Annotated in this window: 7 protein-coding genes; 6 read left to right on the forward strand and 1 reads right to left on the reverse strand. The window is 38.8% G+C overall.

Annotated elements, in window-relative coordinates; all coding sequences use genetic code 11:
* Nucleotides 1–76: 76 nt before the first annotated feature.
* The 3 genes from HYD28_08685 (at nucleotide 77) to HYD28_08695 (ending at nucleotide 6,438) form a co-directional block, all read left to right on the forward strand.
* The gene (locus tag HYD28_08685) at nucleotides 77–4,207 is read left to right on the forward strand and encodes a transporter substrate-binding domain-containing protein (GenBank protein ID QLE09032.1); all 4,131 of its coding nucleotides are present in this window, start codon (nucleotides 77–79) and stop codon (nucleotides 4,205–4,207) included.
* 110 nt (nucleotides 4,208–4,317) lie between these two features.
* Nucleotides 4,318–4,623, forward strand: coding sequence for an H-NS histone family protein (locus HYD28_08690; protein ID QLE09033.1), 306 nt, complete (start codon nucleotides 4,318–4,320; stop codon nucleotides 4,621–4,623).
* A gap of 69 nt (nucleotides 4,624–4,692) precedes the next feature.
* On the forward strand, nucleotides 4,693–6,438 hold the full coding sequence (locus HYD28_08695; protein QLE09034.1) for a DEAD/DEAH box helicase: 1,746 nt from the start codon (nucleotides 4,693–4,695) through the stop codon (nucleotides 6,436–6,438).
* Nucleotides 6,439–6,463: 25 nt separating this feature from the next.
* Here HYD28_08695 and HYD28_08700 read toward each other — a convergent pair whose 3' ends face one another.
* Complete coding sequence (locus HYD28_08700) at nucleotides 6,464–6,796, reverse strand: ribonuclease E inhibitor RraB (GenBank protein ID QLE09035.1); 333 nt, start codon at nucleotides 6,794–6,796, stop codon at nucleotides 6,464–6,466.
* Nucleotides 6,797–6,967: 171 nt separating this feature from the next.
* On the opposite strand from HYD28_08700, the gene HYD28_08705 reads away from it, so the two are divergent.
* From HYD28_08705 to HYD28_08715, 3 genes are all read left to right on the forward strand, one after another.
* Nucleotides 6,968–8,695, forward strand: coding sequence for an outer membrane protein assembly factor (locus HYD28_08705; protein QLE09036.1), 1,728 nt, complete (start codon nucleotides 6,968–6,970; stop codon nucleotides 8,693–8,695).
* Complete coding sequence (locus HYD28_08710) at nucleotides 8,695–12,381, forward strand: translocation/assembly module TamB (protein ID QLE09037.1); 3,687 nt, start codon at nucleotides 8,695–8,697, stop codon at nucleotides 12,379–12,381. Before HYD28_08705 ends, HYD28_08710 begins: the two co-directional genes overlap by 1 nt.
* 91 nt (nucleotides 12,382–12,472) lie before the next feature.
* The gene (locus HYD28_08715; protein QLE09038.1) at nucleotides 12,473–13,363 is read left to right on the forward strand and encodes a peptidylprolyl isomerase; all 891 of its coding nucleotides are present in this window, start codon (nucleotides 12,473–12,475) and stop codon (nucleotides 13,361–13,363) included.
* Nucleotides 13,364–13,556: the final 193 nt, after the last annotated feature.

The following is a 13,556-nucleotide window of genomic DNA, read 5'->3' on the forward strand; positions in this document are numbered from 1 at the left end:
TTTTTTAAATGGTCAGGCTCTGATAAGACTACTTCTGTTTTACTTTTCTATTATTACGCTTTCATTTTCTGGTGATGTGTTTGCAACACAACTCAAAGCGGGTATCGTTAACTATAACTTTTTCCCTTACCATACTCGCGACGCTGATGGCCAGTTCTCAGGTGTAATCGTTGGTTACAGTAATGAAATCGCTCGTTTGGCCGAAGCTGATCTCGAATACCGCGTTTATGATAGCCTAGATGAGCTTTTAGATGCCCTTAAAGCTGGTGATGTTGACTTTGCCGTCGGCTTAAATAAAACCTCACAACGTAAAAAGCACTTTTTATTCTCAACGCCATTCATGGAAGCGCCAAGAGGTATTGTTGCGAATAAGTCCATCGCGAATGATGCATTAAAAAATTTGGCTAGCCTGCGATGGGTGTGTATTACGGGGAGTTCGCACTGTGAATATCTAGTAGAAAATGGTGCGCTATTTATCAACCGTTTTATAAAACCAGAGGACGCCTTTAAAAAAGTAGCTGATGGCTCATTTGATGCGTTTATGGGTGATTACTCGGTTTTATCTCACCAACTTAAAAACCTTTCCCAAGAAAACCTGAAAGTTGTAAGTCCAGTTTGGTTATCCAGTGAAACCCTGCATGTTATGTTTAATAAAAATAATACGGCATTACGTAATCAGGTTAATTCGGTATTAGCTGCTATTTCTCCTACAACTAAACAACTATGGGAAAGCTCTGCCAGTGAAGAGTATTTAGCAGCAAAAGCTTATAGCCAATTTAAGCGTGATTTCAATCAGATTGACAAAGTGGAAGATAATAATTACTTACTCACTTTTTCTTTTGTAGATGGTTTATTTCCAATTCACGCAACCAGTAATATAGGCGAAGCAAAAGGCTATTTAAACGACACTTTGGAACTATTAGCACAACGAAGTGATTTTCAATTTAAATATATACCAGCTGCCAACTCTCAAGAGCTAGAACGGCTCTTTTTAGCTAATAAAATTGATTTAATTCCAACTATGAACCCCACAAAAATAGAAGAAGGTGTGTTAATTGCGTTACCTTCTCACTATAGTTTAGAGATGGTGTTAATCTCTAAACGAGCTAGTCAAACCAAGCGAATTGGCTATTTAGAGGTGTTCGCCGATCCTAAACAAAAGCTATTGACCAATGAATTAGCCGAAACAGTCTCATTTGATTCAATCAAAACGCTGTTTTATGCATTGAGAAATGACAACATAGATGCGGTGATACTACCGCAAAGTATTGCGGCGTATCAGCTAAACCAATTTTATATTGGTGAGTTTTATATCAATCCAAAATACCGTTATACCCAGCCTATTTATTTTTTAGTGAATAAACACTTCTCAGAATTTGCGACTCTGCTAGACAGCCTATTTAAAACATTGACCAGCAATGATTTTAACTATGTTGTTAGTCGTCACGGCATTTTTAGTATTGAACGTGGTTACGACCGTAAAACTGTTAATACCACAGCTATTCTCATTTTAATTTTGATTGCTGTGTCGGTAATTTATTTTATTAGCTGGCGATTAACCATTAATCGTGAAATTGCAAAGCGCAAAGATGCTGAAGAAGTGGCTTTAAGTAAGCTTAATTTTACCCAAAAACTGATAGATGACTTACCCACTATGGTGGTGATACAAGATCAGCACCAAAAGCGTATTATGTGGAACAGAGCTTATAAAGAAAATTTTGCTCACTTATGGGATGAAAAAAACCAATATTTGCGCGGAGATATTAAAGTCGTAAAAAAACTGATTTCGCAAAATGAGCAAAGTTTAAATTCAGGCAAGGTAATCAATCAGCATATAAATTACACGAATAAATCGGGTAAAGAGCTGGAGTTACTTTACACCAAAAAGCCATACTTGGGCTCAGGGGGTGAATTTGCAGGTATTATGACGGTGATCACTGATGTAACTGAACATCGTCACCTTCAGCGTGAGAATCAATCTGTACAGCAACTGTTACAAACCATTACGGACACAATACCTGGAGGTGTATTTCAGTATGAGTACTACGATGACGGTGAGGGTTGTTATACCTATATTAGTAAAGGTGCACAGAGTTTATTAGGGATTACTTCGCGAATGATTAACCAGCGCGGCATGACGGGATGTATTTCGCCGCTTATTGTTGATGAAGACCGAGTGCAAATTGCAAAGAGTTTTAAAGCAGCGAGTAAACTCAACAAAATGATTGATATTGAGTTTCGGATAAACAACCTAGGCCAGCAAATTTGGTGTCGTTTTATTGCCAATGCAGAAACTAATAAGCGCGAAAATAAGCAGGGTGTGCGTTGGAATGGTATTTTGCTTGATATCAGCATACTCAAACGTCAGCAGGAAGATTTGAATAAAGCAACGGAGCTTGCACATCAAGCTCAGTTGGCGAAAGGTCGTTTTATTGCCACTATGAGCCATGAACTAAGAACACCTATGTCTGGAGTAAATGGCTTTATAGAGCTTTTAAAATCATCATCACTTGATGAAGAGCAACACTATTTAATCGAGCACATAGAGAGCTCAGTAACAAAGCTTCGCACTTTAGTCGATGATATTTTATATTTCGCAAACAGTAGTACAGGTAATATCGAAGTCGACTTAAGAGAAACCGACCTTGAGGCGCATTTATGCCGTGTTATGCGTGCTCATGAGTACCTCGCTAAGCAAAAAGGGCTCGCTTTCAATGTACTATGGCGTAAAGCTACTTTTAATTTGGCTTTGGTCGATATAAGTCATTTGATGCAAGTGCTTTCTAATGTACTAAATAACGCCGTGAAATTTACAGAGCAAGGGACAATAAGCTGTGATGTTTTATTTGATAAGCAATCTTTAAAGATTGAAGTATCAGATACAGGTAAAGGTATGACAGCCGAGCAGTTGGCTAATATATTTATCCCTTTCGAGCAGGCAGATAACTCTATTCAACGTCGCTATGGTGGTACTGGGTTAGGCTTAAGCTTGGCAAAGCAACTTGTTGAAGCTATGCAGGGTGAAATCTCCCTATCAAGCACCTATGGTAAAGGCACTAATGTTTATATTTCAGTACCACTTAAAAACGCAAGTAAACAGAAATTACGAGCTTTGTCAGTTAATTGGGCTGTTTGTACCCAGCACGATCAATTACTAAATAACCTAGCCAGTATGGGGGTGAAACACTATCAATTAAGTTGGCCAATCGATAAAGACGCATTTGAACAAGCTGATAATATTCTCATTGACGAGAGTCATGTTAATGCACTGTGGGGCGCTAATTGGCAGCAATCAATTAGTAATGCAAGTAATAATTATATTTTAGTAGCATGCGCTAACAAAGTGCATACACCAGCAAATTGTTGCTGCCATATTCTACCTATTAAGCCATTGTATCCAGATACTTTGAGAGAGCTTATAAATAGTGCACACATTCGCTTGGATGATGAGATGCTAACGCAAAGCTATCCGTTACATGGGAAAATATTAATAGCTGAGGATAATAAAACAAATCAGTTATTGCTCGAAAAACAATGCCAAAAACTAGGAATTAAAGCGGTCATGGTTGACGATGGTATTGCTGCTCTAAGAGCACTTGAAACAGGGCATTTTGATTTATTATTAACAGACTGTCACATGCCTGATTTAGATGGATTTCAATTAACTGAGCAATTACGCAGTCAAGAGAAGTTTAAAAATTTGCCAATTATTGGCTTTACTGCGGATGATTCTAAAGAGTGTTTAAATAAAGCATTAAAATCAGGAATGAGCTGTGTGTTATTTAAGCCATATAAACTCAATGAATTATATAATCGACTAGCTGAGTTTATAGAGTTAAGTAGTGATGATTTGCCAATTACCGATGATAATCCCGATTTAAGCTTACAAGGTATAAAAGATAAACAGCATTGGTTAAATGTTTTCGGCAATGAGAATGATGCAAAAATGCTCGCAGAGGTATTTATTACTAGCTTGCAAGCAGACTTAAATTCCTTACAAGAGCAAATAAAAAATCAAAATTTAGAAAAGGTTTCTGGCGCAATACATAAACTTAAAGGCGCTATTGTAATGCTTCAATATCCTCCTTTATCTGAGCTTATCGTAACGACCGAGAGTCGTTTTAATCAACTGCAAGATACATTAATTGTCGAAAAGTTAATTGCAGAGCTAAGCGATGTAATAGATAAAATAAAGCTATGGCTATAATAAAAAGATAGGATAAAAAATAAACATGGAATAGATTATTTCATTAAATCCACATATACTAGCTACTGTTAAACTTTTAACTTAACTTTTAATACTTAAGAGAGCTCTCAATGAAAGAAATCCGATCTTTTGTGAAATCTGCGTCATTATCTGAATTAGAAAAAGCAAAACAGCTAATTGACACAGCAATCGAGAAATATACTCAACAGCAAGAAGCTAAAAAAGAAGTACTCGATCTACTAAAAGAAAAAGGACTTACATTAGAAGATCTACAGGATGTAGCAACAACTGATAAGCGTACTAAAGTAAAACCAAAATATCGCATCGAATTTAATGGTGAAATTGTTGAATGGACAGGCCGTGGTAAACGTCCTAAAGCTTTCCAAGGTGTAGATCTAACAAAACACCTCGCTTAATTTTTGCTTTAAAGAATAGGAAGGGAAGCGTATGCTTCCCTTTTTTTATGTCGATAATAGTCAGATAAAATGAAGTACGTACTCAGACCCTATCAACAAGAGGCCGTAGCACGCACAGTTGCTCACTTTCGACAAACTGATGATGCAGCACTTATTGTGTTACCAACAGGTGCAGGTAAGAGTCTTGTTATTGCTGAACTTGCGCGTATTGCCAAACAAAAAATTATGGTGCTTGCTCATGTTAAAGAGTTGGTAGAGCAAAACGCTGAGAAATACACCAGCTTTGGTTTTAAGGCCAGCATATTTTCAGCGGGTTTAAAGCAAAAGTCTTTAACTGAACAAGTCACCTTTGCAAGTGTGCAGTCACTGGCGCGAAATACAAAACAGCTAACCGACGCCTATTCATTATTGATCATTGATGAATGCCACCGTGTAAGCGGTGATGAAAAAAGCCAATACGGACGGGTGATAGCGAGTCTAAAAAAACAAAATCCTAGTCTTAAAGTACTTGGACTAACCGCGACTCCATTTCGAATGGGCATGGGGTGGGTTTATCATCATCACTATCATGGCTTTGTTAGAGGTGATAGCGATGCGCCATTTAAAAAGTGTATTTTTGAGTTACCACTGCGATATATGATCAAAAATGGCTATTTAACGCCGCCTCACGAGGTGGATGCTGCGATTAGTCATTATGACTTTTCATCACTGCCGAGTGATTCATTTGGTCGTTACAGTGTCGAGAATATGAATGCGTTATTGAAAGATAACACTCGCGCGACAAAAGCTATTATCAACCAAGTAATAGAATATAGTGAGCAGCGTCATGGTGTAATGATCTTTGCTGCAACTGTGATGCACGCCAAAGAAATAACAGGCTACTTACCTGAGCATAATACTGCACTGATTACTGGTGATACCGATAATCAAGAACGCGATAGGATTATTAATCAATTTAAAGCAAAAAAAATAAAGTATTTAGTCAATGTATCAGTACTTACGACAGGCTTTGATGCCCCTCATGTTGATTACATCGCAATTTTAAGGCCTACAGAATCGGTGAGTTTATACCAACAAATTGTAGGTAGGGGACTTCGTTTAAGCGAAGGTAAAGAAGATTGCTTAGTTATTGACTATGCTGGTAATGGCTTTGATTTGTTTTATCCTGAGGTAGGTAGTATCAAAGCACAAAGTGATAATGAGCCAGTACAAGTACTTTGCCCTGGTTGTGGGTTTGCGAATATTTTTTGGGGTAAAACTGATAGCGAAGGTAAAGTTGTTGAGCACTTTGGCAGGCGTTGCCAAGGGTTGCTGGAAAATGGTGAAGTGCAAGTACAGTGCGATTATCGTTTTCGTTTTAAAGAATGTGAGCACTGTGGTGAACAAAATGACATAGCAGCAAGGCAGTGTCAGTCATGTGGTGCTATGATGGCAGATCCTGATGATAAACTAAGAGAAGCGCTTAATCTAAAAGATGCTTTGGTATTAAGGTGTAGTGGTTTGTCGGCACAGTTGCTTGCTAAAGGTTTACTTAAAATTAGTTACTTTGATGAAGACGGTGCAAGTTGTGATGAAGTATTTAATTTAACCAACGATACGGGGCGGTTTATCTTTAATAAGCAATTTGGCAAACGAGCGGCACCCGGTTACAGTCCCGTTGAATGGCAAAGCGCAGAACAAGTTGTTGAATTACAGAAGCAACTACTTGCACCAGACTTTGTGATTGCCCGTAAAAATAAAAAATACGGTTGGAAAGTGGCTGAAAAGCTATTTGATTATCAGGGGAGTTTCCGTAAAGCGAATCAATTGAGTTGATTCGCTTTACGAAATTGGGGCAGACCTATTTTTCTTCGACCATTAAACCCCAGCCGTCACCATATCCATTGTGACCATTTGCGATGCTCTCTAAGTATTGCTCTGTTTGGCTAAGTAAAGTGTGATCTGGCACCATTTTCACACGAGTAATTACTTCCCACACCCCTGTATCAGGGCATTTGTTTAATTCCGTAGAAGGTGCAAGCTCATCACTTTCAATTACTTTTGAAAATTTTTCTGCTTCTGGTTTTTGTTCAAAAAGAATATAGAAATCGATGGTTTGCATACTGGTTAAGTCGACACCAGCTTCAGCAATTTCAGCTAATAATTGACCGTTTTCGTCATCAGGGAAGTGCATTTAGTCGCTCGTTCATTATAAATCTAGGTATTATCCGCTATTGTAGCGAAAATAAAAGTTTAACGCGTACTAATTTTAACATTTCAATTATGTCAGTGGCTATAACGCTGTGTTAATATCATTTTGTACTCATTTTAGATTATGACTCTTCCAAAAAAGTAAGGATAATTTTTGTATACTCGGCATCTCTATTTTGTCTTTTTGCTTTTCTGTTCTTCGTATAGCCAGTACTCAATTGGTACGGAAGGGATTATTAAAGATTATAAAATACAAGGGATTAGTGGCGAGCTTGAGGGGAACGTTGAGCTTTACATTAAACAACTTGTCGATGAAAAAAACTCTAAGGCTCTAAAGCGTCATGCTAAAAGCCAAGTTGAAATGAGTTTAAAAGCTCTTGGTTACTATAAACCTACCATTAAAATTAGCTTCGATAACGCAGAGCAGCTTTTGATAGTTAATGTTGAACGCGGCCCTGTTACACGAGTTGCAGATATCAAAGTGACTATCACTGGTTCAGGTAAAGATGACGCTGAATTCATGTCTGTAGTCAACAGCATCAAAATAAAACAGGGTGATTTTTTAAATCACGGTAAATATGAGGCCGCTAGAAAACGCATTGAAAGCCAACTATTAGAGTTAGGTTACTTTGATGCAAAATGGCATGAGCATAAATTAGCGGTGTCTTTGAAAAATAATAACGCGAGAGTCATTTTTAATGTCGATACTGGGCCTCGGTACCAGTTTGGTGATATCACAATCGGCAGTGAGACTCCCGCTGAAAAATATATTCGCTCACTAGCGGAGTTTAAACAAGGCCAGCCTTATAAAGCGACTGAGATTTCTGATTACAATTTAGCATTGTCGAGCACGCCTTATTTTGCGAGTGTGCGTGTTTATGCTGACATTGCTAAACGTAAAAATAATCAAGTGCCAATTAATGTTGATGTGTTACATAAACCTGCAAATAGCTTCGAAGTGGGTGGCGGTTATAGCACCGACCTTGGGCCAAAAGTTCGCTTTAAATGGACAAAACCCTGGATCACTGAAGATGGTCATTACTTAGAGAGCAATCTGAATGTATCAGAACGTCAGCAAGATATCTCTCTCGGCTATACGGTACCTGTAGATGACCCTAACGATGATTTATGGCGTTTTTCTTTAGGCTACAAACTAGAAGACGAATTAACCAATGATTTATATAGCCGCATATTTACAGGCCAATTACAGCGCCAATGGCTAACAGACGACGATTGGGTACGCACTGCATTTTTAAGGCGTGACTATGAAACTTACCGTATTGGTGATGAAGAGCAAAGTGCAAAAATGTTAATGCCTGGCATCAGTTATGCCAAGAAAGACACTGAAGGAGGCACAACGCCATATAAAGGCTATCAATGGATGATGTCAGCCGAATTTGGTTTAAAAGATATGATGTCTTCAACTAACATTTTGCGATTACAACTGCAAAATGCTTGGTTAACCACGTTTGCAGATCGCCATATGCTGTTTTTAAGAGCCAACCTAGGCGCAATGCTGGTCGATAATATCAATGAAGTTCCTCTATCTTTGCGCTTTTATGCGGGTGGTGACCAAAGTGTGCGTGGTTTTGCTTATGAATCTATTTCGCCTGAAGATGAAAAAGGACGTTTGATAGGTGGTAAATATTTAATGAGCGGAACCGTTGAATATAACTACCAATTTGCCGAGCATTGGCGAGCAGCCTTATTTGTTGATAGTGGTACCGCGACAAATGATTTTACTGATCGTGTAGAAGTTGGGGCTGGTTTTGGTTTTAGGTATTTAACACCGGTTGGTCCTGTGCGTATCGACCATGCTTGGGGTCTGACAAAAGAAAGTAAAAGCACTCGACTAAGTATTACCATAGGGCCTGAAATCTAATGAAGATGTTAAAAAAGATAACCAAGGTTCTATCAATTACATTGACAAGTTTGGCAGTCATTGTGTTTTGTTTGTTGTTCACAGCACCCGGTAATCACTTTATTGCATACTCTGCTAATAAGCTAGTTGATGGCTTAACAATTAAGTTGCCATCAGGGCGTTTTTTATATAACGATGCGTTTGATGTTTTCTTTGAAAACCAAGGTACCATGCTTGATGCAAAGCAACTAAAAGTTGATTTGTTCTGGTGGCGTTGTGATGGTATTTGTATTGAAAATTTAAGCGCCCAGTCGATTGATTTAAATATTAAAAAGCAAGCTTCATCAACTGAACCTCGTAATGAATCAGAGCAAGAAGTAGAACAAGCCACACAAATTAGCTTACCAATAAAAATCACTCTAAACCGAGTTGCAATTAATCGGTTTAGTTTAGTGCATGCCAGTGCCGACGTAACAGTAAATAAATTAAGCCTTGAGGGGCGCGCCGAAGCATCAGACGTCACAGTGAATTCATTGAATATTGCTGACATAGAGGTGTTATTGCATGAAACTAAAGAGCAGCCTAAGTCGACTCCACTAAAGGAGGTACCGGCACTACCAGAAATCGATACTACGCTCCCGGTTAACCTCCAAGTTAATCAATTTCGAATCAGCAAGGTTGCTATTACACCTTCTGGGGTAGAAGAGGCTCAGCTGGTTGAAAATATTGAATTGGTCGCTTCAGTTAATGGCAGTGATATTCACCTTGAAAAACTTGCTGCACGCTATCAGCAATGGCAATTACAAACCAAGCTAACGGCTGAACTCTCTGGTGATAATACTGTTAGTGGCTCGCTGTCGGTAGGTAACACTGAGCATCAAGCTAATTTAACTGTTTTAGGCCCACTTGCTAATTTAAAGTTAGATTTAGTAACTCAGGGGACATACCCAGCAAAGCTAAAAGGGACTGTGAATTTAAGAGAAACAAATTTTCCATTTGATTTAACAGGCCAGATAGAAAAGTGGCAAATTGAAACTAATACACAAAACCTGCAATTAACTGACTTTGATTTACAAGCCAAAGGCCACGCCGATGCTTATGAAGTCGATTTGAGCTTAGTCACACAGTTAGACGCGTTACCGGCAATGACTGTGAAATCGCAACTACAGGGTAGCTTAACAAGTGCAAAACTGAAGCAATTAAACCTTAATGCGAATGACAGTAACGCAGTAGTAACCGCTTCGGTTGATTGGTCAAATGGGGTAAAAAGTCAATTTAAAGGAACTTTGAGTCACTTAAAAGCACAATACTTAACGGATGCACTGAGCAGTGACTTATCCGGTGAGTTTAATGGTTCATTCAATTTACAGGCAAGTGAATGGCAGCTTGCGTTAGATAACACGCAATTAAATGGCTCAATAAATGAAGTTCCTGTGACCTTACTTTCGGATTTTGAACTTGATAGCAGCTTACATGCGAGTTTTAAAAAGCTTGAAGTGAAAAGTGGTAAAAATGAAATTGCCTTATCAGGTCAGGTAGATGATGTATGGCGCGTCGAAGGTAAAATGCGTTTAGATGCAAGTGGTCAAGATATCTTGCCTATGCAAGGTAAGGGATTTGCTGATTTGACTTTACGTGGAAAGCGACTCGCGCCAACGGTTGATTTAAATATGGTACTTCATACGTTGAGTTATCAAGATATCCAGGTCGATGGTTTAACATTAAAAGGGCAATTCGATTATGCCGCAGACTGGCAAACTGACCTGTCACTTATTCTTGATTCTGCAAGTGTAGGCGAACATAAAATTAATCAAATTGAGTTAGATGCCAGTGGAGATAAAACTGATCACCATTTAGCTTTTTTACTCGATGCAGATCAAGGGAAAGCATCATTTGATGTTGACGGTAAATTTAATAAAGAAATCTGGCAAGGTGCGTTAAGTCAAATTCTTGTAACCGATAATCAGGTGCGCTTTGGTACTAATAAGCCGGTTAATATTCAACTAAATACCAAAACCTTTGACTTTAATGTAGCCGCTCACTGCTGGCAAAGCGATAACTCAAAACTATGTTTTGAGACCTTGCAGCAAACTAAACAATTAGGTCAGTTGAATGCAAAGCTTGCTGCGTTATCTATTGCTGAATTTAAACACTTCTTACCAGATAATTTGAAAGTAATTGGCAATGCAAACGGGGAGTTTGTTGCTAATTGGAATAATGGCGCATTGAAAACGATTCGTGCCAATATCAAAACACAGCAGCTAGAAGCATCCTTAATTGATGGTGCAAATGTCTATAAATTACCGGTAGAGGTTTTAGATATCTCGGCAATGAGTGATGCGCAAGTTGGTAAACTTAATGCCACCCTTGATTCATCCGTATTAGGTAAAGTGACTTCACAGCTCAACATTGATGATATACAAAATAAACAGACCTTAGCGGGCGACTTGGTTATTGAGAAAATTGAGTTAACAAACTTAAGACCCTTTATTGCATCACTTGAACAATTAACAGGCGATATTAAAGGCCGTTTAGCAATCGCAGGCACCTTGAAAGAGCCATTACTCAATGGTGAATTTGATGTTGAAAAAATCAATCTAGAAGGGGCAACATTGCCCGTATCGCTGCAAAATTCATATGTAAACATTGCCTTTAATAACCAAAGTGCAAAGCTCACGGGTGAGCTGAAAGACACTGAAGGGGGCGCACTTAACTTATCTGGCGGTGTCGATTGGCAGCAAGATTTACCAGACGTTGACGTGAAATTGAACGGTAAAGAGTTTTTTGTGCGTGCCCAGCAAGATGTTACCTTTAAAGTATCACCAGATTTAACTATGTCATTGAAGAATAATGCGTTTAATCTCGATGGCCAAGTCGTGGTGCCATGGGGCCGAATTGCTATTGAAGAGCTACCAGAGGGCGCAGTACAAGTCAGCGATGATGAAGTGATTGTTGATATTGAGCAGCAACAATCTGAGAAAGTGCCATTTGACTATGCGATAAATTTAAAAGTATTGGTTGAGAATGATGTACGAATAGATTCTTTTGGCCTTAAGTCAAAAGTTGAAGGTGATTTAAATATAAGTATGGACCAAGTCACTCCTATGATAGCAACGGGTGAATTGAACCTAGTAGACGGTACATACCGTGCATTTGGACAAGACTTGCAAATCCGTACTGGTCAGGTGGGGTTTAGTGGCTCAATTGATAAACCTTACTTAAATATCAAAGCGATTCGTAACCCTGATAACACCTCAAATGGTGTTGTGGCAGGGATCACCTTAACAGGTAATGTTGAACAGCCTTCGTTAAAAGTATTTTCAGAGCCAGCGATGGATCAGGGTCAAGCCCTGGCTTATTTGCTAAATGGACAACCTCTTGATGAAGGTGACAGCTCGACCGATGCCATGTTAACACAATTATTGCTTGCCCAAGGTGTAAACCGCAGTGAGGGGGTGGTGTCTAAGATAGGCGAAAGTTTTGGTTTGTCAGATGTAAGCTTAAGTTCGAGTGGTAGTGGTGACGATACAAAAGTTGAGATATCTGGCTATCTTACACCGGGCATTCAAGTCAAATACAGTGTTGGTATTTTTGATTCGTTAAGTGAAGTTGCTGTGCGCTATCAATTGTTGTCACAATTGTACATTGAGGTGACCAGTGGCCTTTATCAAAATGTTGATATTCTCTATAAATTTGATTGGGATTAATAATGAGCATTGCCTTAATAAGTCGCTTTTACTTGCTTATTGGGGCATAAATTAATAGGCTGAATTGTCAACTACTTAAAAGATAATAACAATGAAATTAAGACTATTAACCTTGTGTCTTGGTGCGGTATTAATTGCACCAACTCATGGAAAAGAAACCAGTCAAAAACGTTCTGCTGGCGAAATCATTAAAACTGCCAGCGATAGTGAATGGCGAACTGTTAGTGCCCAGAACATCATTAAACTAACCCTACCTACGGGTGCTGCTTATATTGAACTAAACGATAAATTGGCGCCTACGCACGCAAACAACATGCGACAGCTTGCCAAAGAAGGGTTTTATCAAGGCCTGAGTGTGTATCGCTTTGTTGAAGGATTTGTAGCACAAGGAGGCGATGTCAGCGAAAGCAAACCTGTTAAAAATGCTAAAAAAGCCTTACCCGCTGAGTTTTACTTACGTACCGAGACTCCTCTAAAGATTACAGAGCTCAAAGGACCTGATGGTTATGCAGCTAAAACGGGCTTTTTAAACGGCTTTGCTGTGGCACAAAACCAAAGCCAAACTGAAACATGGCAAGTACATTGCCCTGGTGTTTTTGCTATGGCTCGCGATAATGATATCAATTCAGGTGGGACCGAATTTTATGTGACCATAGGGAATAGCCAGCGCTATTTAGACCGTAACATCACTGTATTTGGTCGCGTTTTAGAAGGGATGGAACATTTTAATCTCTTACAGCGTAAAGCCACTGAAGGTCAGACATTTAACCCCATCACAGATATGCAACTATTAGCAGATATTAAAGACACAGACAACAGTAAATTTCGGGTCATGAAAACAGACTCAAATGCGTTTATAGCCCTCATTGAAGCGCGTAAAAATCGCGTTGAAGCGTGGTTTGTTGAAAGCCCTGATTACATCAACGTTTGTGCAATGCCAATCCCAACAGAGAGGGTGATGCCAACTCGCAATAATCCTTAATCATTTTGAGGGATTAAATCTGTCGTTAATTGCGTTAAATATTACTTATTTACGACTGCATGGATGCAGGAAGTAGAGCAATGCAGGAGCAATTGCCGAGAACAATTAAACAACGAAATTTTTGCCTTGTTATCAACGAGATTTTATTGCCTCAAAACGGTTCACTTAATTAAGCGAATTGGCATAAATAAAG

Origin of the sequence: Pseudoalteromonas shioyasakiensis, assembly GCA_013391845.1 — a bacterium.
GTDB lineage: Bacteria > Pseudomonadota > Gammaproteobacteria > Enterobacterales > Alteromonadaceae > Pseudoalteromonas > Pseudoalteromonas apostichopi.